The organism is Nitrosomonas communis, assembly GCF_024102715.1.
Lineage (GTDB): Bacteria > Pseudomonadota > Gammaproteobacteria > Burkholderiales > Nitrosomonadaceae > Nitrosomonas > Nitrosomonas communis_B.
Genome location: NZ_JAGFJM010000015.1, coordinates 1 through 21323 on the forward strand (window position 1 = coordinate 1; position 21323 = coordinate 21323).

Here is a 21323-nt window from a genome sequence, read left to right on the forward strand (position 1 = left end):
ATATTACTACTATAACGCAAGGAGGTTTTATCATGGCACATGTTGAAAAATTAAGTATTGCTCTGACACCTGAAATGGCTGCAGCTATCCGTCAGTGTGTCGAAAGTGGTGAATATGCCAGCAGTAGTGAAGTTATCCGGGAAGCTTTGCGCGATTGGAAGCTCAAGCGTTCTATTCAACAAAATGAAATGAGAGAGTTACGCAGTCTTTGGCAAGCTGGGCTGGAGAACGGCCCTGGTCATTTGACTGATATGGCCGAGATCAAAGAAAAAGCTCGACAACGGGTATTGGCCCAAGAAATGGATCAGAGCTAAACCGGTAAAGTTATGCCGGTAGTTAAAAGGACAGCGCAAGCTGAGGAAGATCTCATTGAAATATGGATTTACATCGCGCAGGATAATCCCAGGGTAGCTGATCGTGTGCTCGATGACATTGAAGAAAAATGCGATGCGCTTGCGAACAATCCGTTAATGGGTCGTTTGCGAGCTGAAATTGCCCCAGAGCTTCGCTATTTTGCAGTGGGCAAATATTTGATTCTGTATCGCACAGTACAAGATGGTATTGAGGTTGTTCGTGTGATCCATGGTGCACGTGATTGGCTCCATTTATTCTGACGCACACACATGCACATGAGGTCTTGTCTTTTGTCCATCAGCGTTCACCTAGCGCCTAGCACCGCATAGGGGCTACGCCACAGGGGGGCGCGAATCAAGAATCAAGAAAAACAAAGGCAGAGTCTAGAATTATGAATTCTTATTCTTGTGAGCCATAGCCCGATCGTTACAAGAAAATCTTGTTTTTCTTGATTCGTGACCTGGCCTTAATGTTTGTGATCTTATTAGCCAACATCTGTGCTCGCTAACCTAAATTTATTTAGCAATTCATCCAGAGAATTATCTGGAAGATAATTCAATCTTTTATTATAGGGAAGGCGGTGATAGTTTTCGATAGCCCTAGAAATTATCAAAAATGCTTCTAATTTTGGAATAAAGCAAATCTCTTCTTTGTCCCCACTATCGAAATGCTTAAGCCTGTTTCTTACTTTATTGCTTCTATTTATTATTTGATTGTCATTTTCAACTTTTTTATTCATTGCAGACGCATATAGCTTTGCGAACTCAATGATTGATGATAAAGCGTTTTTTTTATTTTCTTTTTTCACAAATTTACCAAGTATCTCTTCTGCTGCTCCCGCCAAAGTAATAGCCGGTAAATATTCATCATTAAGATAGAGTTTTATTGCGTAAGAAAGGTGTTCTATAGCAATAGTCTTTACATTATATTCTTTTTCATTCATGCAATTATTATTAACCATGCTAACCTTTTACTTCATTTGATTATATGTGGCTTTGTCCTTTTTATTACATTGCCACTTGCTCTATGTACTAATACTAAACTACCACCTACTGAAAGTAGGTGGGTTAGCGCACCAAGCTAAACGCGCATGAGTCAATACATTTAAAGTCAAAGTCACCGTCTAAAGACAGTGGTTTTTACCAAATTTATGGAAATAAACACGCTAGGAGTCTGTCGGACTTAAGGTTAATCTACTGCGCCAATGGGATAACGGTTCATATTTCCTCAATTTTTCGTTGCATAGTCTCGCTATGCGCCTCAGAATTGAGAAAATCTGCTCTAGTTCTCCCACTTGGCTCGCTATGATTGCTTAAGTCCGACAGACTCCTAGGCACAATACCAGACTGACTTAGTGGTGATTAAATCTAAATTTAGGAACTTTAGAATTTCTGAATGTTTGAAAGTATTATTCTTCAGCGAGCTGATAATGGATTGCCAATTATCATTTGGTCAATTGCAGAAGCGCTGCTTTATTACCAATAAGGTACATATTTTTATTGATCACGGTATTTTGTTCAAACTTATTGAACAAATAGGAACCAGCAATATTTTAACGCTTCTACGTCGCCCCGAAGTTTCAGCCATTTATTGCAAAGAGATGTTATATACTGCAAAACATTCTATCGGAATTTCTCCTTACTACAACTGTGTTGCAGGATTTCTAGCTGGTGATCAAAATGCTGGAATAATAGGAGCCAGAACTCATTTTTCTCTGTAACCTTGAAGGTGGAATATGGGCTTACTATCAACAGCTAATGTATGGGCGCAATTTAAGCTTGGTATTTACGATATTCGACAAATCACCAGAATTGAAAAAAGGGGCGTTGTTGTTAGTTCTGCGAACTACCGTTACCAGCCGGATGGCGGCATTAGGCACGAACTGACTCCAGATGAATGGTTCCTCTTTGTTTGGCAGTTTTTCCCACGGAATTATTCTAACGACGAAGAGTTCGTCGATCAGGAGTGTTATTACGACTACTTCTCTCCGACTGGGCGACACAGGTCTTCCCTATATAAAATTTTTAAGAATGGGCATGACACAGGTTACATCCTGGATGGAGGTGGAAATAACCGTGGAGATCATTTCTATAATGGATCTCACATCAACCAATTTGGTATCAGCAAATATGAGTCTATCGTAGAGCATCTCAATACCAATCCGCTTAGCAATACACACCCTGTGGTTTACGCGGCCGTCAAAGTTCTGGCAGATAGGAATGGCTTTAAGAAGACCAAGATCGATTTATCCCGACTACGAAGGGACTGCGAACTTAATTCGGAGTCATGTGCGCTGTACTTAAAACTGACAAAAATGTTAAAAGACTGTAGGCATACGCAGTTGCAGGAATGAATAAACACAATGGAGCCAGGTTGCGGTTGCGGCTTGACAATGCCGCATAATCGAGCGGGTGTGAATCCCGCCTTGGAAACTGCTAGCCACAGGCCAAGTATCTAGCCTTGCAGGCAATCCAGCAATGGGCTGTTTGATGCGTAGGCAAGAAAGCAGGCGAGGCGCAATGCAATGGTAACGGATAAAGCTAACCGTGAAGGTTGAAGTCCCGAAATGACCGCATTGGAAGTGGCCGATGGTTTCGCGACACCAGCACATTCTTTCTCGGGGTCACTTTCTCGGGGTCAGATCTAGATTCATCGCACATAGTTATGCACGAGAGAGAGCAGGGTCTAGATCCGCAGCATGCAGTAACCTATTAACACAAATGAAACACCTATTCTAGACTGGACCCAGTAATCTTGAAGCCTGTTCAATGTGATCTAGTTCACTACCGCTTGACAGCTTGTTCTAACAAGTGATCCTGATTTTGCTATTTGAGGAGCTAGACGATATGTTGATTAAGGATTGCTCACGACGCTACTTATCATGGTCAATTCAGGTACTATCTGACTTCGCCCACTCAAAAGATGCTGCCTCCTAATGCAAATAGAAGCCAAAGAAAAATCCAGATACGCTGTCGTGGCGGCCGTTCAACTGCCGAGCGTGAGCGATGTCGAGTTCGAGGCATCGCTGAACGAGCTACGCGAGCTCGCAAAAACACTGGGATATGAGGTCATCAACACGTTCGTGCAGAAGCGCGCCAGCTTTGACACGACAGCTTACCTTGGCGCCGGCAAGCGGCAGGAAATACGCCGCTTCGTCAACAACGAATCCGAGTCCGGGGAAACAGTCGCCAACCCTGATAGCCGGGACATCGATACCATCCTGGTCGACCACGAGATCTCCCCCTCGCAGGCGCGCAACCTTGAAAAGGAGGTCGGCTGCGAGGTGATGGACCGCACTATGGTTATCCTCGAAATTTTTCATCGCAATGCCCGCTCTCGCGCAGCGCGCGCCCAGGTGGAGATCGCGCGCCTCGGCTACATGGCGCCACGCCTGCGCGAGGCGGCCAAGCTTGCGGGTCCGCAAGGGCGGCAGCGCAGCGGCGTCGGTGGCCGGGGGGGCGGCGAGTCGCACACTGAGTTGGACCGACGCAAAATCCGTGACCGTATCGCCGAACTTCAACAGGAAATTGTCGCGATGGATGTCGAGCGTAAGACACAGCGCGCGCGGCGGCAAGAGCGCCAGAAGCTCGCTGTCGTGGCGCTCGTTGGCTATACGAACGCTGGCAAGTCTACTTTAATGCGAGCGCTCACGGGAAGCGAAGTGCTGGTGGCGAATAAACTCTTCGCTACGCTTGATACCACAGTGCGGACCCTCCACCCGGAGAGTGTGCCACGCGTGCTCGTCAGTGACACAGTCGGTTTCATCAAGAACCTGCCCCACGGGCTCGTCGCCTCGTTCAAGTCAACGCTGGACGAAGCGCTGGATGCATCCCTGCTGCTCCACGTCATCGATGCAAGCGATCCCGGGTTTGAGCGCCAGCTTGAGGTCACCGATAAAGTGCTTGAGGAGATCGGAGCGAATACCGTGCCACGCATCCGCGTTTTCAACAAGATCGACCATGTCGGCGATGCAACGGCGCAGGCTGAACGCGAAGCGGCCTTGCAGACACAGTATCCGGATTGCGTCGTGATGAGCGCACGCCGACCTGATGAGGTAGCGAAGCTACGAGAGAAGATTGTCGCGTTTTTCCAGCAGGATCTGGTTGAGGCTGAGCTTTTTCTTCCTTGGTCGGCACAGCAATTGCGTGGGGGAATCTACGCGAGCTGTCAGGTGCTGGAGGAGCGAGCAGACAGTGAGGGTGCCTTCTTCCGGGTCCGCGGCGAACCCGATGCTGTCGAAAACTTGCGCGAGCAGTTCAGCCAAGTGTGATGAATGGCTTCTGTCACAAAGTTTTTGTATGACCGAGTAGATGCGCGTCTATGTGTTCATGAGCAATCATGTGTATTTGTTGCGTTCCGCGGATCGAACTGAATCCGGTGCGTGCGGGCATGGTGACGCATCCAGCTAAACCAGAATCCAGTAATCTGCTCCTTACATAACCGAGATCCGAGGTCCCCTATTATGATCTCAAATTCCATTTCACCCCTTGGGCGACTCCTTCTCTTAACCGGAAAACCTTTGAGTATTACGATTGAGGCAATTTTTATAAGTTTGACTGAGGAAAATAAGCTCATTGGTGTAACACCCCAGCAGTTTCCAGGAACATACTTTTAGTTCAGATATTTTTGATAAAAAGGGTATTTATTCACGCTATTTCTACCTATACACCGTTTATTTTTTCTATACCCTGGAGGGAAGCAAGATGGAACAATCCAAGTTCGATGCCGGCGGGTTCTGTGCGCGTCGAATGACATGCTCGAGTCAGCATCTCCACCGCAAATGCCACCATGCGTTCCGGGAGAATGCCTCGTTACTGTCTAGCTAGAATTCATCACCAAACTGGAGACACAAAGGGTCAGGTCGCGAATCAAGAAAAATAAGTGTATACTCCAGCCTATGTCAAGACCCCTCCGTTTAGAATTTCCGAATGCGCTTTATCACGTCAAATAGACTTTAGGGTCAGGCCTTTACATTTGACGTAGATAAGTAAGTATTTTGATGTGAGCAACGCTATCGTGAGCCAAATGCTCAAATGGGTTGAAAGAAGAGGATAGAAATATAAAATGTAAGGCCTGACCCCCCCCAAATCTTGACCCCCCAAATCTCGACAGATCGAATCCCAACTGTTGAAATCTCTCTCTGCTCGTATGCTATATTAAGAACAATCAGTGAATGTGCTCACGTAGCGCATGATCTACCCAGAGAATAATGAAGCATTCCTGAGGAGTACCCTCATGAAACCTAAAATTGACGGTACCAAATTTGGTTCCATCACGATAGATGGGTCTGATATCGAACACGATGTGCTCATCAGACTTTCCGGTGAGATCAAGAAGAGAAAGAAGAAGCTCTCCAAGGCTGTGTTCGGCACATCGCATATCATCTCGCTTGATGAGGCTAAGCACATATTCGAAAAGGGCGCTGACCGGTTAATCATAGGTTCAGGTCATTATGGCAATGTCACACTTTCTGAAGAGGCAGCAGACTATTTTAAGAAAAAGGCAGTCCGGGTTGATCTTTTTCCCACGCCTGCAGCTATTCACCAATGGAACAAGGCTAAGGGCGAAATCATCGGACTTTTTCATGTGACTTGCTGATCTCCGGATCTCGTCATGCCTTTGTATCTCTATTCCTTAGCTTCTCCTCCCCAACTGCGACTCATTTACCTATTACTATGAACAATTATCCCGTCATTCACTGGCACGAAGCTGGCGAAGAGCGATCAGCGCGTTGGTGTTCAGAAAAAGCTATGCCGCCGCCCAAGCGCGTGCTGGTCATCGATGATCGCATGACAGCAGAGGCTGCCTACCGTCTGGTCTGCGAAGGTACTGCATTGTTGTGGCGTGGTGATTTTCAAAACGCGCGTCAATTACTGCAAGCATTGGCACGGCGCGCAGATAAAAAACGACTGGCGCATAAAGCAACCTCGCCTTCTGCCGAAATCTTTCATCTGCACCGTCAGGCGCAATCGCAGCGTGCCCGCATTTTGGGCAGCTTGCTGATTCCGTTTAGTGCAGATCACAGCATCCCTTTATCCCGCGCACCCGATGTACGTCTGGCTTGTCTGGAGGCGTATGGTCCAGCCACAGAAGCTTATATTGCATCGCTGCGTGAATTACAGGGGCTGATCGGAGCTTTTGAGTGGCGTAAAAAGGGCATACCTTTTCCTGCACTGGATGCACGTATCCATCCGCATTACGGTGTTTTTGCACCGATCCGCAGCGAGTATGTGGGTTTGATCGCAGATGCTCCCTTACCCAGACTGGTCTCGACCCAATCTGTCGCGTTCGATATCGGCACCGGAACAGGCATATTGGCTGCCGTGCTGGCGCGCCGGGGTATCCAGCGTATCGTCGCAACTGATCAGGATTTGCGTGCAATTAACTGCGCACGTGAAAATTTGGCCCGCTTAGGCTTGGCCAACCGGGTTGATCTGGTGCAAACAAACCTCTTTCCGCAAGGACAAGCAGCACTGATCGTGTGCAATCCGCCTTGGATTCCGGCGCGGCCTAGCTCACCGCTGGAACATGCCATATTCGATCCGGACAGCCGTATGCTGCGGGGATTTTTGCATGGGCTTGGCGCGCACCTGGCACCCGGTGGCGAAGGTTGGTTGATTCTCTCTGACCTAGCCGAATATCTAGGATTGCGCACGCGTGCTGAATTACTGGCTGAGATTGATGCAGCCGGTCTGAAGATCTTGAGCAAATCCGATGTGACACCACATCATCCCCGTGTCGCCGATAGCCGTGATCCGCTACACGCTGCCCGTGCCGCAGAACTGACCTCGTTATGGCGGCTAGCAGTAAAATGATCGTTGAATTAAGATGTATCGCGCCTATAAATCGGTGTATTTTTTTGCTACCCCTTTGGCTTTTGCCACAGGATATTTCAGCCCGTTTTTTTCAATCTTTTCCAGCACGATTTGTTTAACATCAAAATCATATTTTTCAGCTAGCAGAAAAGCAAACGCGAACACATCGGCAAGCTCCTCCTTCACTTTATCGATGTCTGCTTGCTCAGCATGTTTCCAAAGAAAAGCTTCCAGCAGTTCGCCCACCTCGATATTCAGCGCCAGCGCGAGATCTTTTGCATTATGAAACTGCGCCCAATCCCGTTCATCACGAAACTTGAGTAATGCTTGGGTGATTTCTTTAATGTCATTCATTTGAGCTAAGTCTCAAAGGTGACTGATGCAAGTTTTTTCTTGTTTGCAACCAGGCTAAGGCACCCAATCCGGCGGCACGGCCACTGGCTAAAACAGCGGTGAGCAAATAGCCACCGGTGGGCGCTTCCCAGTCCAGCATTTCTCCTGCACAAAATACTCCCGGCATCGCTTTCAGCATCAATTGCGCATCCAGCGATGCAAAACAAACGCCACCGGCAGTACTGATCGCTTCATCTAGCGGGCGGGTGGCGATGAGTTTTATCGGTACGGTCTTAAGCGCAGCCGCCAGCCGCGCTGGATCAGCATATTCCGCAGCAGACAAAGATTCCCGCAATAGCCCTGCTTTTACTCCTGCAATTCCTATCCGGCTGCGTAAATGATTTGCCATCGACTTGGCGCCGCGTGGTTTGGCTAACGCTTTAACCAAATCAGCTAAGTTCCTGTCAGGAGCAAGATCAAGATAAACCGTCACTGCACCATAGGCAGCAAGCGTGTCACGCAAGGGTGCGGAAAAAGCATAAAGCAAACTGCCTTCCACACCTGTTGCGGTGATCATGAGTTCTCCACGTTTTTGATAGTGTTTCCCGCTCGCATCGGTGAAGGATAATATCACTGATTTCACTGGTTGCGCGGCGAAGCGGCTACGAAAATGCTCGCTCCACTCCACTTCGAAGCCGCAATTGGCGGGCTGTAACGGGGCGATGGTTACGCCCTGTTCTGCCAATAAGGGTAGCCATGCACCGTCAGAGCCTAATTTTGCCCAGCTGCCACCGCCTAACGCTAAAATTACGGCATCCGCATACACTGATTTTTCACCGTATGGCGTTGAAAACTTTAATGCTCGATTTGTGTTCCAGCCATGCCAGCGGTGGCGTGTATGAAAAATCACACCAGCAGCACGCAAACGGCGCAACCAGGCTCTTAATAAAGGCGCGGCTTTCATTTCCAGCGGGAAAACACGCTGTGATGAGCCTACAAAAGTAGCAATGCCCAGAGTATGCGCCCATTCCCTGACCATTTGCGGCGTGAATTGATTCAGTAACGGTGTGATTTCAGTTTGTCTGCTGCCATAGCGTGCAACAAAATCGTCAAAAGGTTCGGCGTGCGTCAGGTTCAAACCACCGATCCCTGCCAATAAAAATTTGCGCCCGACTGAAGGCATTGCATCATAAAGGTGCACTTGCACACCAGGCTGGCTTAACACTTCTGCAGCCATTAAGCCCGCGGGGCCGCCTCCTACAATGGCAATCGTAGACATGATAGTTAAAGCATTGAACGTGAATTAATTCGTTACACAAATGTGTTTAATAGGCGAAATTGATAGAAGTGTTTTTAACACGCAAAGAAATATTGTTTCAGTTTTATAGTATTTAAACTGTAGTAATAGTAATAAAGGTTGGCTAAGTCTGGGATATCTCAAAAAATGGATTAAATATTAAGAGCATAAAGATTTTTTAAAGACTGTATGAAAGACATATTTTACTTGGATAATTTGTGGATAAATTTTTGAGTTTGATTTTATTTAAAGTTATCACAAAACTATTCAGCATTTACTCACAAGCTATCCGCAGCAATTGTACAAACAGGAAACACTACCCTACTAGCTATTCTGTTCTTGCATGAATTCAGTAAGAAGCTGTCTGGCAAAACATTAGACGCATTTTGCAAGCGTTATTTTCATCATGGCGATTCGAATCATATTTTCGGCGGTGCCGGGTAGGATTTTGAAGTACTTGGATAAACGGTGAAAATTGCCTAGCTAAACTTGATCCGGTAAGTGCATTGTTAACCGACGTTGATCCAACGCCAGAGAGTCCCTCGAGCGGGGAGAATCCACCGACTGCCTGGGTTATGTACGACAATGATGATCGAATGAGTGTAGGGCTTGGCACAGCCGTTGTTACCTTTCCAGCTGAAAGCGATCCGGCGTTCCATAACTCAGGACTTGCGATCAGGGTGGATGAACTGGCAAACACGGCTGCTATTGTTGATAAACAAATCGGTTACGGTCGCGTTATTGTCTTTTCCTTTGATCCCAATAGCCGGAATAAATAGTTAAGCAGTAACTTAATGACCTGATTTAAAGGTTAATAGTAATAGATAAGAACGGGTCAATTTTGGTATATCTCTAAAAATAGATTATAAATCAATGTTATAAAGAATTTTCTTGTTTTGTATGAAATGCGTATTTTGCCTGGATAATTTGTGGATAAAATTGCAGATTTGATTTTGGTTTGGCTTATCCCAAAACTATTCAAACTTTATTCACAGGTTAACAGCATTAACTTAATTCATTCCGAGCATAAATCCTGCCAATACAGCATATTAGCCATGCAATAAATTGTTTACTTCAGCGATATCAAAATGCTCAGGATCAAAAGGATGTTCGTCATCTTCCGCTATCCATTCCAGCATATTCTTGTGTTCCGGGTGAGCAGGATCTGAAATGGCCTCTAAAAACATCATATATCCGCCTATACCACCGACATCTTCCGGTGGGCAGGCACGGCTGCCTTTCAGGCATAGCGGTAATTGAATACCGGTTTCAAATGGCAGGATTTTTTCCAGTACGACTACATGTGTCCAGCTATCGCCAAAATCATAGGTGTAGATCAGCTTTTCCTTTTCCTGCTTCAATACTTGATCAAGCCGGTATCTGGCTTCATTGCGTACATCTGAAGGAAATTCCGTATCTGGCACACCATAACGGTTATCCTCTGTAGCAAACTCATGCAGATGTGAATCGGTCCATCCCATTATAATCTGCAAAACATGATGAACATCATTCAAGCTAGTTGTGCTCGCAATCAAAAACCTGCGCCATATAGGCGGGCGAATACCTTTAAGGGTAACCTTGAGCTGATAGATTGAGCGTAAAGATTTTGCTGTCCCACGTGCTGCCATACCGCTTACTCCCGGATAAAATTGATTATTGAAGTCTCTAGATGAGGTTAAATAAACTTCTTATTTAACTGATCTTTTCCTAATTTTTTGCTATGCCCATTAGTGGATCATTCCAGTAAAACTTCCACTGTTTGCAGTGAACGCATCGAACCGCTAATCACTGGTATTGGCTTTTGACTTGCTCAGGCCGAACGGCATTTTTGTAAATGCTATGCTGGAACGGTCTATTCGTTGCTAATCTCTGAAATTCTGGTATTGCAATGGAAAGTCAGTAATGGATTTTTTGACGAAGGCGATGCAATCCTGCAAGTCATCGCGGTTTTTACCGATAACGCGCACGGTTTCGCCCTGGATGCTGGCCTGCACCTTCAGTTTGCTGTCTTTGATCAGTTTGACGATTTTCTTTGCCAGCTCGGTTTCCACGCCAACTTTTACCGTGCAGGCACGTTTCACTTTATTGCCGCTGACTTTCTCGATCTTGTCGCTGATATCCAGGCATCGGACATCCACGCCCCGTTTGGTCAGCTTGCCAGTGAGGATGTCCTGTACCTGACTCAACTGGAATTCATTGTCGGCATGTACCGTGAGCACCATTTCGGCTTGTTCTACGCGCGCGTCTGAGCCCTTGAAATCGAAACGCGTGCCGACTTCCTTATTGGTTTGCTCGACTGCATTTTTAACTTCAGTTTTATCTACTTCGGATACGATATCGAAAGATGGCATGTTTACTCCTTATTAAGCAACAAAACGATTCATTATTAGGCATCTGCGTACTCAATACCAGATCTAGCTTTTTGTGGAGGGCAGCATCATCATTTTTTGCATATGATTGCTCATGAACGACTAAGGAGCTTGTGACTGAAGTTAGAACTGATGTTGCGTAACTTAAGGAAAAACTGACGCTGCTACTTCACATTAGGTATCATGGCGCTATTGCCGCTGTCATTGCGGAGATAGAAGAACCGGAGGAAAGAAGAAGATACTCCCTGTTTCCAAAAGCATTTGTATCAAGCACCATGATAAAAAAAACCAGATAACGTCTGACTATTCTGGAGATTAGCTGGATATCGCTTATAGATCAAGTATCTGATGTAGGTGTGGTTAAGAGCATAAAATGCTGTGTCAGCGCTGTTTCGCTACTCCTTTTCACCAATTCTCAGGGAGAATGATGTGATGAAAAAATTGATCATAATATTGATCGTATTCCTGGCTGCATGTGCAACTGTCAAAGGACCCAAAGAGCAACCCTGGATTTATGAAGACCAAATAGCGGGAAATCATGCCGTGCTGGCGCGTTGTGTTATGAACAGGTTGCAATCGGATAGCAGATGGTCAATACGCATGTTGCAATTCAGCAATCGGCTATATCCAGACATCGATGCATCCGAAATTTACGCTTATGACATAAGATTTCTGCCAGGAACATTCGCACGCAATTCACCGACCAATCCCGATGCAGTTTTCGATTTCGCCGGTCCGAATCCAGAAATCCGTTCCTATGCGCAAACCGGTGCAGACACCGACCAGTCTTACATGTTCGCTTTGCTGATCAGGAAGATTAACGACAATCGCGTGACGGCGGCACTGAAGGGAAGCAACAAGCATGCGGCTGGCATTGCCTGGGAGTATTTACGATCGTGTACGTTGTCCACAGACAAATCTTAACAACAGCACTGCTGTTCAACTGAGCAAAAGTGAGTATTAATTCCTTTCCCATTCCCATTCCCAATCCAGACTGAACACGTGATTCGCTGCTTCACGCGGCAGCAAGTAAAAGCCAGGCTACCCTCAGAATAAAATATGTTACATAACTATGATGTGATCATCATTGGCGCCGGCGCCGCCGGGCTGATGTGTGCGATAGAAGCCGGAAAGCGCGGGCGGCGGGTGTGGTTGATCGATCATATGGCGAAAATCGCTGAGAAAATACGCATTTCCGGCGGCGGAAGGTGCAACTTTACTAACATTCATGCTCAACCCCACTGCTATCTTTCCCAGAATCCGCATTTCTGCAAATCAGCACTCAAACAATATACCGTGCAGGATTTCATTGCATTGGTGCGCAAGCATGGTATTGCTTTTCATGAAAAAAAACTGGGCCAGTTGTTTTGTGACGATTCATCCAAGCAGATCATTAACATGCTGTTGACGGAAGCTCGCCAGGCAGGAGTAAAACTGGAGGGGCAAACACGCGTGCTGGAGATCGAGGCTGTTGCAGCGGGTTATCGGGTCAAAACGAGCAGAGGCGATCAGACCTGTGCTTCTCTGGTGATTGCGACGGGCGGACTTTCGATTCCCAAAATCGGAGCAACCAATTTCGGCTATGAAACAGCCAAGAAATTTAGTTTGAATGTCATCCGGCCGCGGGCTGGCTTGGTACCGCTGACTTTTGATGGGGTGTTGCTGGAGCGCTGCAAGACGCTGAGTGGCTTGTCGGTCGAAGCCACTGTACGCTACGAAAAGCAAGTTTTTGCCGAAGGATTGCTGTTTACGCACCGCGGCTTGAGCGGTCCCTCTATTCTGCAAATCTCATCTTATTGGCAAGATGGTGAGCAAATTATCGTTAATCTGGCGCCGCTTACGCAGGTGATCGGCTTTCTCAAAGAGAAAAAACAAAGTCAGCCTAAGTTGCATGCGAGCAATGCGCTGTCGGAGATTCTGCCCAGACGCCTGGCACAAAGCATCTGCGATGAACACGAATGCAATGGGCCGCTGGCTACCCTGTCCGACACCACACTGGCAATCGTTGCGCGTGCGGTCAACGACTGGCACATTCGCCCGACAGGTACCGAAGGTTACCGCACAGCAGAAGTTACGGTAGGCGGTGTTGATACGCAAGAACTCTCGTCAAAGACAATGGAGGCAAAAAAATGCCCTGGCCTGTTTTTTATCGGCGAGGTGGTTGACGTGACAGGCCATCTGGGCGGCTTTAATTTCCAGTGGGCCTGGTCTTCGGGTTATGCTGCGGGACAAGCCGTGTAGCATATGCCTGGGGTCATTTAGCCAAAAAACAGCAATGCTTCTTATATTCTTATGCAAACGAAGTGCTGATGGTAGTGGACGGGCCACTGTTGGTGTGGAGGGCGTCAGCCAGATATACAAGGAAGATTTGCAGCGTGCGGCTGTGAATGCTACCTGAATCAAATTCGATCACCTGCAACCGGGATTTGGTGCGACTCATTGCACGACCGGGTGTTGTATCGCTCTCCGCTTTTGAGTTATTAAAATTTAGGTTTATTTTTGGCTGATTGATAACGTTTGACGCCTGCCATGATCTCTGCCTTGGCTTCGTCAATGCTTCCCCATCCTTCAATTTTGACCCATTTACCTTTCTCAAGGTCTTTGTAGTGGGCAAAGAAATGTGCAATCTGCGCACGCATGAATTCCGGCAGATCTTCCATGGATTTGATATGCGTATAGAGGCTGCATAGCTTGTCAATCGGTACAGCGATTAATTTGATATCTTCGCCGGCCTCATCGGTCATATGCAAGGCGCCGAGCGGCCGGCAGCGGACAACCGCACCGGTAATCAAGGGAACTGGTGAAACGACCAGGACATCGACAGGATCCTTATCTTCCGATAGGGTATGCGGGATATAGCCATAATTACATGGATAATGCATGGAAGTGGACATAAAGCGATCTACAAACATGGCGCCTGTTTTTTTGTCCATTTCGTATTTGATTGGATCAGAATTCATAGGTATTTCAACGATCACATTGAAATCGTCGGGAAGATCATGACCTGAATCGACGCGATCTAAATTCATTAGTTATCCTAGCTGATTGATAATGCGCTATTATACTGCCAAGCACCGCTAAACAGGACATGATGCAGTGATTCCCGATTAACTTTTTTCCTTCAGGAATGCTACGTTAACTCAGTCATGATGCGTATGTTACTTAAATTGATTCTTTTCATTGCAGCAGGTTATGCAGCATTGCTGCTATTAGTATTTTTTGCGCAATCACATCTGATTTATTTTCCGCAAGTCGAACGTGAGTACACCTTTACGCCTGCTCAGGAGGGACTTGCTTATGAATCAGTGCAGCTTACCACCAGTGATAATGAAACCCTGCATGGCTGGTTCGTGCCAGCGCCATCGACTGCCAAGGCAACCATTCTTTTTTTGCACGGCAATGCTGGCAATATTGCGCATCGCCGGGATTATTTGTTGACGTTTTATCGGCTGGGTTATAACACGTTCATTTTCGATTATCGTGGTTATGGCAAAAGCAGCGGCTCACCCTCGGAAGTGGGCACTTATCAAGATGCGCTGGCGGCATGGCAATACCTGACCGAGAAAAAAGCCATCTCACCCACGCACATTGTGCTATTCGGTGAATCGCTCGGCGGCGCTGTGGCAGCATGGCTGGCGGCAAAGAAAGAGCCTGGCGCATTGGTGTTGGCGTCGGTATTTACCTCGGTGCCTGATCTGGCAACAGAATTGTATCCCTTTTTACCGGTGCGTCTGTTATCCCGCTTTCAGTACAGTACCATCGATTATTTAAAGGCTATTACTTGCCCGGTATTGGTTGTGCACAGCCCACAGGATGAAATTGTGCCGTTTGCACATGGCCAGGCACTCTTCCAGGCAGCCACCGAACCCAAGCAATTCCTGACATTACAGGGTGGACACAATGTAGGTTTCATTTTTACCCGCAGGGAATGGGCCATGGCATTGGATGAATTTATTCATACCAGCGTGGGCGTACCCGATTAGGCAGTTCAGCGAAAATTTCAGCAAAATTATTTCCCGCCGCGCCTGGCGCGGCGGGAAAATTGATATAGGATGCGTTGAGCAATTTTTATCCGGCCTGTTGCTTTTCCTTGATTTCCTCAAGTGTTTTGCAATCAATACAGAGTGTCGCTGTCGGGCGCGCTTCCAGTCGCTTTAATCCTATTTCAATACCACAGTTATCACAATAGCCATATTCACCCATATCAATTTTGGCGATAGATTCGGTAATTTTCTTGATGAGTTTCCGCTCCCGCTCGCGATTATGTAATTCAAGCGCTATATCCGATTCTTGGCTGGCCCGATCATTGGGGTCAGCATAAGCAGTTGCCTCCTGTTGCATCAGATGAACTGTCCGCGCGACATCCTGCTTTAGTCCGCTCCTGGTATCCTCCAGAATCTTGCGAAAATAGGAAAGTTGCTCCGGATTCATATAGGGCCTCCCCTTTATTTGTTTGCCTGAGATGACTGAGTTGCGGAATACATGTTGCATGTCGTGTGCTCCTGTTAGCTTCAGCATAATCACATTGATATATGGCAATATTTTGTAAAAACAGAGTTGTGGACCTGTCTCATAGAGACAAGCGAGCGCAGTTTTACTGCATTTGCCGCACATACTTTCTCAGACTTTCTTTAAATTTTGTTTACAAAGCGGCCAGCATTTATGAAGGAATGCTTGCAAGATCAACTTTTATCCATTGAAATGGTCATAATTTAGTTCAATGAGCGACGGATAACAGGAGGTTAAAATGAAGCTACGTCATTTCATGGCAATGATATGTTTGCTTGCATTTAGTAGCGGTGCATTTGCGTATCGTTGCTCGATCGATATGAGAAAAATTGATGAGGCCCTGGCAAAAAAACCAGCGATCAGCGAAACTCAGGACGCAGAGGTCAAGAAGTTACGCGCTGAAGGTGAAACCTTACACGAACAAGGAAAGCATAAAGAAGCGCTGGAAGCCTTGCATAAAGCCTTGGAAATACTGGATGCCAAGTAACAGGTTAACAGGTTGCGAAAACGAAGTTTCGTTAAAACGAAGTTTCGCTAATCCATCTGTTGCACATCCGGCTTGCTGTGTTAGACGATGCCAATCACCTTTTCTTCGCAGCTTCTAAACATTTAATGACCAGAAAAATAATAGCACTGGATGGCAAAGTGCCCGTCTTTTAAGAAAAAAGTGAGAATCTATGAGCCAAACTTATTTTGATCACAATGCTACCACCGCAGTCGATGAAAAAGCATTGGACGCCATGCTGCCGTATTTCCGACAAGCCTATGGCAATGCGTCCAGCCGTCATGCGTATGGAATGATCGCTCGCCGTGCAATCAATCAGGCACGTGAACAGGTTGCGCAAGCTGTCGGAGTGCAGCCATCACAAATCATTTTTACCAGTGGCGGCTCGGAAGCGAACAATCTGTTCATCCGTGGGGTAGCGGACTATTTGAAGCCCTCCAGCGTGGTCGTCAGCGCGATTGAGCATCCATGCATCAGACGGCCGGCACAGGAGCTGGCGCGCAGAACCAGCGAGCGATGGCAATTACGCCAGTTGGCGGTAGATGAATTGGGGCAGGTACAATTGGATGATGCCGCAAGCGCTATGGCCGAGCGGCCTGGCATGGTATCGGTGATGCTGGCAAACAACGAAACCGGTGTGATTCAGCCGGTTGCCGCTATTGCCGACATGGCCCGGGCGCAAGGCGCCTGGATGCATACCGATGCGGTACAGGCGTTTGGTAAAATGCCACTCGATTTTGCTGAATTGAAAGTACATGCCATGACCATTTCAGCCCACAAGATTTACGGACCCAAGGGTGCTGCTGCCTTGATTATCGACAAGCGGTTGTTACTCAAGCCGCTGATTTATGGCGGTGGGCATGAAAATGGGTTGCGCTCCGGCACTGAGAATGTAGCGGCGATCGTCGGTTTTGGCGTTGCCTGTGAGCTAGCCAAGGCACGCATGAACGAGCTGTCCGCACGCTTGACGGGATTGCGTGATTATCTCGAACGCGGCTTGCTGGAAATGGGCGCAACGGTTTTTGGCTTGGGCGCACCGCGTTTATCGAATACCTGCTATTTTGCGCTGCCGGAGATTGAAGGAGATACATTGGTCGTCCGTCTGGATAAAGCGGGTTTTGCAGTAGCCAGCGGAGCGGCCTGTTCCAGCGTGACGCCGGGACAGAGTCATGTGCTGGAGGCGATGGGAGTTGCACCGATGCTGGCGCGTTGTGCGGTCAGGGTAAGCCTGGGTCAGGATAATACCCAGACAGAAGTCGATGGTTTTCTGAAAGCAGTGGGCAGCATTGCCGAAGAGTTAAGGCATTTGAGTGGAGTGCTGATTTGATCGCTGCCAAGACAGCGATCAAATTAAGGAAAAAGTGATGTTTTCAAGTAGAATAGCTGACCAATAATCATGCACCCAGGTAGCAAAAATTACCAAAGACAAGTGATGCTATGAGCGACAATAAAAGCGTAGGTCCGGTTAAAGCGATTATTTTAAGCGCAGGACAAGGGCGGCGATTACTTCCCTTGACTGAAAATACCCCCAAGTGCCTGTTACCCGTTTTCGGCACCCCTGTGATTGCATGGCAGATCGATGCCTTGTTGCAGGCAGGAATCGAGGATGTGACGGTGATTGCCGGCTTCCAGGTTGGCAAGGTGGAGGCGTTATTGGCCGAGCGCTATCCACATTATCCGCGTGTCAAAACGCTGTTCAACCCCTTTTACGAGGTGGCGGATAATCTGGCCAGTTGCTGGATCGCCCGTGATGAGATGAGCGATAATTTTCTGTTGCTGAATGGCGATACGCTGTTTGATGCCGGTTTATTGTCGCAGGTGTTTACAGCCGAAAAAGCACCCATTACCCTTTGTGTCGACTTTAAGCAAGCGTTCGATGAAGACGACATGAAAGTGCAGTTGGACGCGGATGGGTGGGTCAAGCAGGTCAGTAAAGTGCTAACCGCCGAGCAAACAGATGCTGAATCGATCGGATTGATTTATTTCCGCGAACAAGGCGTTCCGCTTTTCCGCGATGCGGTTGAACGGGCTTTGCGCGATCCGCGCAAGCTCAAATCCTGGTATCTCACCATCATTGATATGCTGGCGCAGCAGCGCCTGGTGAATGCCTGTTCCGTGCATGGATTCCATTGGTGTGAAATTGATTTCATCGATGATTTGCGCAGAACGGAGACGCTGTTCACCGTGGAGGGCGGAGCGCTGAAGGAAGGAAGCAAGCCGGCCACCATACTACGTGATGACATATTACCTACTTCAATTTAGCTTATGGCGATAACGGTTTTTAATGGCACCATGCAAAAATTTGGTGCACCGGATACGGTCATCCATCAGTATGCGCATTGGAGCGTGCTGCTGCGTCCGGCGCAGCTTACACTGGGAGCGATGGTGCTGGTGGCGCATGAGCCGGCGCAGGCGTTTTCTGAATTGAGCCCCGCCAGCTTTATGGAATTGCATCAGGTAACCGGCTATATTGAGTCTGCCCTGAAAAAGGCGTTCCAGTACGACAAGCTGAATTACCTGATGCTGATGATGGTTGACCCGGATGTGCATTTCCACGTGATTCCACGCTATGCCCATTCCAAGCAGTTTAATAGTCAGGAATTTGTGGATGCCGGCTGGCCTGGTGTGCCCAATTTCGGGCATATCAATAGTACTGATAACGCCACCAATCAGTTGATCATCGAACACATTAAGGCCTGCTGGGCACAAGCAAGATAGTATGATGTCTGACAGAAAGGCTTCGCTTGATTTTCCGTTGCATGAAGCGCATGCACTCGTGCGCGATTTAATGACGCCCAATCCATGGATATACTGGCTGGATTTTCTGTTTCATATCACGCTGAGCTGGACTACATTCGTGATAGCGCTGCAGAGCCCGTTATTATCTATCTGGCAGATTCTCGCATGTGTTGTTGTGGTATTAGCCTTTTACCGGTCGGCGATCTTCATCCATGAACTTGCCCACCTTAAGAAGGGAACCTTCACGGTATTTCGCTGGATGTGGAATCTGCTCTGTGGCATTCCTTTGATGATTCCATCGTTTACTTATGACGGAGTGCATAACGATCATCACAAACGTGATGTCTACGGTACCAGCAAGGATGGGGAATATCTGCCATTCGCGATCCAGCGACCCAGCGAAATGGTGCGTTATGTGCTGCTATCATTCATTCTGCCACTGTTGCTGGTCGCACGCTTCCTACTGCTGACGCCGTTATCTTATCTGATTCCGCCATTGCGCAAGCTTGTCTGGGAACGGGCTTCTTCTTTGACGATTAACCCATATTACAAGCGGGCGGTCAACGCTGTGCGTCATGACCATCACTGGCGTCTGCAGGAATTCGCCACGTTTGCGTTTGCGCTGGCGGTCGTGGGCGGGGTAGCCCTTGGCATTTTGCCTTACCAGCTACTGCTGCTGTGGTATGTTATTGCCGTGCTGATTTTTATTTTAAACTCATTGCGCACGCTGGCAGCGCATGCCTATCGCAATCCTGGCGATCACACCTTGGGACTGGCCGAGCAGTATCTCGATTCAATCAATATTCCCGGGAATTTCATCACCGGCCTGTGGGCGCCGGTGGGATTGCGTTATCACGCCACACACCATCTCTTCATGAGTCTGCCTTATCACAACCTGGGCAAGGCGCAGCAACGTCTTGTGCATGGCTTGAGCGATAATACCCTTTATCTGCAAACGGTGCGCAAGGGACTGTGGGATGCCTTGACCCGCATCTGGAAAGAAGCCGCTGCATCTACCCGTTAGAAAACTATCAAGGACATCCCCTGTGAGTGAAAAACAGGAAATAACAAAGCTCGTTCTGCTGCGACACGGCAAAAGTATCTGGAACCATGACAGGCATTTTACCGGCTGGAGCGATGTGGCGCTGAGTCCGAAGGGAGAAGAGGAAGCTGAGCGGGCGGGTCGTTTGCTGAAGGAAGCGGGTTATGCCTTTGATATCTGCTTCACTTCGGAATTGAAACGCGCGACCGACACTCTTAAGATCGTATTGGCGAGCATGGGACTAGAGGAAATACCGGTTCGGCAAGACTGGCGTTTGAATGAGCGTCATTATGGTGCACTGGAAGGCCTGGGCCGCTGGCAGGCGATCAGGCAATTTGGCATCTGGCCGATACTGAGTACTCAGATTTGCTTTGCGGCTACACCGCCCTCCTTGGATATAAATGATGCGCGTTTTCCAGGCAATCAGGCACGCTATGCAGAGATCGATAAAACCTTGCTCCCTCTGGCAGAAAGCATCGAACAGACAGTAGAGCGCGTCTTACCCTTCTGGCAGCAAACGATTTTGCCGGAGATTCGGCAAGGCAAGCGGGTACTGATCGTGTCGCACAAAAACTTGTTACGTGGCTTGATGATGCAGCTTGCCAACCTGTCGCAAAAGCAAGTGATGAAACTGTCTATCGCCACCGCTCAGCCGCTGTGTTTTGAGCTTGATAGCAAGCTGAACCTGGTCAGGTACTATTATGTGCATCAAGGAAAGGAGTGAGACTGCGCAAAGTCTTGGTTGCGTGGTCTCGATCCTTCGATCAAAAATGATCTTCATCTTTTCGCAGCTGTGCTTCCGGATGCAGATTCCACTGAAAGAATCCTTGTAGGTGACAGCCGCGAGAGTGTAAGTTTTTTATAAAATAAAATTAGATTGGAGGTGGACGTTTTCCGATTACCCAGAATAGGATGGCTAGAATGAGACCAACCACAAACAAAATCCAAGCCATTTCAATAGCAATACTCATTACGCCAGTAATGCCTAGAAGACCTGCAATTATGGCTATAACTAGAAAAACCATTGCTAAATTTAACATGATATTACTCCTTATACGTTTAGTTCCAGTTTTGAAATTCCAGCTTCACACACGCTTGAAGCCATGATCATTTCTGGTGTATGACCGGAGAAAAAAGCAGTGTAACCTGCTGGCATTAAAGTAAGAAAACACCGCTTTGACAGATAGTAAACCAGATGAGAATGATCCGCTACATGAGGTTCTCTGAAAAGATATATACTTCTCGTGAGTCAAAAATTGGTTTAAGTTAGTGCAGTATAGCCATGAATATATTAGAATTTTGATATGTCATCACGTTACCGGCTCACTGCACAAGAAATTGCCGATTTAGAATCAGCGCA

The 21323-nt window shown here is 47.5% G+C and carries 26 protein-coding genes; 17 read left to right on the top strand and 9 right to left on the bottom strand.

Annotated features, from left to right (window positions below):
* Both J5I83_RS02030 and J5I83_RS02035 read left to right on the top strand, forming a co-directional pair.
* The coding region (locus J5I83_RS02030; RefSeq protein ID WP_304052904.1) for a type II toxin-antitoxin system ParD family antitoxin at positions 1-314 on the top strand (314 nt) is incomplete at its 5' end.
* A 12-nt stretch (positions 315-326) separates the two neighbouring features.
* Positions 327-614 carry a type II toxin-antitoxin system RelE/ParE family toxin gene (locus J5I83_RS02035; protein ID WP_304052906.1) on the top strand — a complete coding sequence of 96 codons (288 nt, stop codon included), beginning with the start codon at positions 327-329 and terminating at the stop codon, positions 612-614.
* A gap of 224 nt (positions 615-838) precedes the next feature.
* Here the strand turns inward: J5I83_RS02035 and J5I83_RS02040 are convergent, their stop codons facing one another.
* Positions 839-1297 carry a hypothetical protein gene (locus tag J5I83_RS02040; protein ID WP_304052907.1) on the bottom strand — a complete coding sequence of 153 codons (459 nt, stop codon included), beginning with the start codon at positions 1295-1297 and terminating at the stop codon, positions 839-841.
* Between the two features lie 486 nt (positions 1298-1783).
* Between J5I83_RS02040 and J5I83_RS02045 the strand changes: the two genes are divergently transcribed.
* The 5 genes from J5I83_RS02045 to J5I83_RS02065 all read left to right on the top strand — a co-directional run bounded on the left by J5I83_RS02045 (position 1784) and on the right by J5I83_RS02065 (position 7169).
* The gene (locus J5I83_RS02045; protein WP_304052909.1) at positions 1784-2074 is read left to right on the top strand and encodes a hypothetical protein; all 291 of its coding nucleotides are present in this window, start codon (positions 1784-1786) and stop codon (positions 2072-2074) included.
* Positions 2075-2089: 15 nt separating this feature from the next.
* Positions 2090-2707: a hypothetical protein gene (locus tag J5I83_RS02050; RefSeq protein WP_304052910.1), complete on the top strand. Its 618-nt coding sequence runs from the start codon at positions 2090-2092 to the stop codon at positions 2705-2707.
* 582 nt (positions 2708-3289) lie between these two features.
* Entirely contained in the window at positions 3290-4624 is a 1335-nt protein-coding gene (gene hflX / locus J5I83_RS02055; protein ID WP_304052912.1) for a GTPase HflX, read from the top strand.
* Positions 4625-5589: 965 nt separating this feature from the next.
* The gene (locus J5I83_RS02060; protein WP_304052914.1) at positions 5590-5952 is read left to right on the top strand and encodes an MTH938/NDUFAF3 family protein; all 363 of its coding nucleotides are present in this window, start codon (positions 5590-5592) and stop codon (positions 5950-5952) included.
* A 77-nt stretch (positions 5953-6029) separates the two neighbouring features.
* Entirely contained in the window at positions 6030-7169 is a 1140-nt protein-coding gene (locus J5I83_RS02065; protein WP_304052916.1) for a class I SAM-dependent methyltransferase, read from the top strand.
* Positions 7170-7193: 24 nt separating this feature from the next.
* Here J5I83_RS02065 and J5I83_RS02070 read toward each other — a convergent pair whose 3' ends face one another.
* A complete protein-coding gene (locus tag J5I83_RS02070) occupies positions 7194-7523 on the bottom strand; it encodes a nucleotide pyrophosphohydrolase (RefSeq protein ID WP_304052917.1) in 330 nt (109 codons plus the stop codon).
* Positions 7516-8781 carry a TIGR03862 family flavoprotein gene (locus J5I83_RS02075; RefSeq protein WP_304052918.1) on the bottom strand — a complete coding sequence of 422 codons (1266 nt, stop codon included), beginning with the start codon at positions 8779-8781 and terminating at the stop codon, positions 7516-7518. The genes J5I83_RS02070 and J5I83_RS02075 overlap by 8 nt, the downstream gene beginning before the upstream one ends.
* A gap of 524 nt (positions 8782-9305) precedes the next feature.
* Between J5I83_RS02075 and J5I83_RS02080 the strand changes: the two genes are divergently transcribed.
* A complete protein-coding gene (locus J5I83_RS02080; protein ID WP_304052920.1) occupies positions 9306-9578 on the top strand; it encodes a hypothetical protein in 273 nt (90 codons plus the stop codon).
* A gap of 270 nt (positions 9579-9848) precedes the next feature.
* Here J5I83_RS02080 and J5I83_RS02085 read toward each other — a convergent pair whose 3' ends face one another.
* Both J5I83_RS02085 and J5I83_RS02090 read right to left on the bottom strand, forming a co-directional pair.
* Positions 9849-10427, bottom strand: coding sequence for a plasmid pRiA4b ORF-3 family protein (locus tag J5I83_RS02085; RefSeq protein WP_304052922.1), 579 nt, complete (start codon positions 10425-10427; stop codon positions 9849-9851).
* Between the two features lie 234 nt (positions 10428-10661).
* The gene (locus J5I83_RS02090; protein ID WP_304052924.1) at positions 10662-11150 is read right to left on the bottom strand and encodes a YajQ family cyclic di-GMP-binding protein; all 489 of its coding nucleotides are present in this window, start codon (positions 11148-11150) and stop codon (positions 10662-10664) included.
* A 450-nt stretch (positions 11151-11600) separates the two neighbouring features.
* On the opposite strand from J5I83_RS02090, the gene J5I83_RS02095 reads away from it, so the two are divergent.
* Positions 11601-12092 (top strand): hypothetical protein, encoded by a 492-nt coding sequence (locus J5I83_RS02095; protein ID WP_304052925.1) that lies wholly within the window; start codon positions 11601-11603, stop codon positions 12090-12092.
* A 135-nt stretch (positions 12093-12227) separates the two neighbouring features.
* Positions 12228-13409, top strand: a complete 1182-nt coding sequence (locus J5I83_RS02100) for an NAD(P)/FAD-dependent oxidoreductase (protein WP_304052926.1) — start codon at positions 12228-12230, stop codon at positions 13407-13409.
* A 49-nt stretch (positions 13410-13458) separates the two neighbouring features.
* Here J5I83_RS02100 and J5I83_RS02105 read toward each other — a convergent pair whose 3' ends face one another.
* Both J5I83_RS02105 and ppa read right to left on the bottom strand, forming a co-directional pair.
* Positions 13459-13608, bottom strand: coding sequence for a hypothetical protein (locus tag J5I83_RS02105; protein WP_304052927.1), 150 nt, complete (start codon positions 13606-13608; stop codon positions 13459-13461).
* A 40-nt stretch (positions 13609-13648) separates the two neighbouring features.
* Entirely contained in the window at positions 13649-14197 is a 549-nt protein-coding gene (gene ppa, locus J5I83_RS02110) for an inorganic diphosphatase (RefSeq protein WP_304052929.1), read from the bottom strand.
* A 120-nt stretch (positions 14198-14317) separates the two neighbouring features.
* Here ppa and J5I83_RS02115 point away from each other — a divergent pair, with 120 nt between their 5' ends.
* Positions 14318-15151, top strand: a complete 834-nt coding sequence (locus J5I83_RS02115; protein ID WP_304052930.1) for an alpha/beta hydrolase — start codon at positions 14318-14320, stop codon at positions 15149-15151.
* An 85-nt stretch (positions 15152-15236) separates the two neighbouring features.
* Here the strand turns inward: J5I83_RS02115 and dksA are convergent, their stop codons facing one another.
* The gene (gene dksA, locus J5I83_RS02120) at positions 15237-15659 is read right to left on the bottom strand and encodes an RNA polymerase-binding protein DksA (RefSeq protein WP_304052931.1); all 423 of its coding nucleotides are present in this window, start codon (positions 15657-15659) and stop codon (positions 15237-15239) included.
* A 256-nt stretch (positions 15660-15915) separates the two neighbouring features.
* On the opposite strand from dksA, the gene J5I83_RS02125 reads away from it, so the two are divergent.
* The 6 genes from J5I83_RS02125 (at position 15916) to J5I83_RS02150 (ending at position 20687) form a co-directional block, all read left to right on the top strand.
* A complete protein-coding gene (locus J5I83_RS02125) occupies positions 15916-16164 on the top strand; it encodes a hypothetical protein (RefSeq protein ID WP_304052932.1) in 249 nt (82 codons plus the stop codon).
* A 190-nt stretch (positions 16165-16354) separates the two neighbouring features.
* The gene (locus tag J5I83_RS02130) at positions 16355-17509 is read left to right on the top strand and encodes a cysteine desulfurase family protein (RefSeq protein WP_304052933.1); all 1155 of its coding nucleotides are present in this window, start codon (positions 16355-16357) and stop codon (positions 17507-17509) included.
* Between the two features lie 110 nt (positions 17510-17619).
* Entirely contained in the window at positions 17620-18444 is an 825-nt protein-coding gene (locus J5I83_RS02135) for a phosphocholine cytidylyltransferase family protein (protein ID WP_304052934.1), read from the top strand.
* A gap of 3 nt (positions 18445-18447) precedes the next feature.
* Positions 18448-18900 carry an HIT family protein gene (locus J5I83_RS02140; protein ID WP_304052935.1) on the top strand — a complete coding sequence of 151 codons (453 nt, stop codon included), beginning with the start codon at positions 18448-18450 and terminating at the stop codon, positions 18898-18900.
* Position 18901: 1 nt separating this feature from the next.
* Complete coding sequence (locus J5I83_RS02145) at positions 18902-19945, top strand: fatty acid desaturase (protein ID WP_369683380.1); 1044 nt, start codon at positions 18902-18904, stop codon at positions 19943-19945.
* A 22-nt stretch (positions 19946-19967) separates the two neighbouring features.
* The gene (locus J5I83_RS02150) at positions 19968-20687 is read left to right on the top strand and encodes a 2,3-bisphosphoglycerate-dependent phosphoglycerate mutase (protein WP_304052936.1); all 720 of its coding nucleotides are present in this window, start codon (positions 19968-19970) and stop codon (positions 20685-20687) included.
* A gap of 148 nt (positions 20688-20835) precedes the next feature.
* Here the strand turns inward: J5I83_RS02150 and J5I83_RS02155 are convergent, their stop codons facing one another.
* The gene (locus J5I83_RS02155) at positions 20836-21003 is read right to left on the bottom strand and encodes a DUF1328 domain-containing protein (RefSeq protein WP_304052938.1); all 168 of its coding nucleotides are present in this window, start codon (positions 21001-21003) and stop codon (positions 20836-20838) included.
* Between the last annotated feature and the right edge of the window lie 320 nt (positions 21004-21323).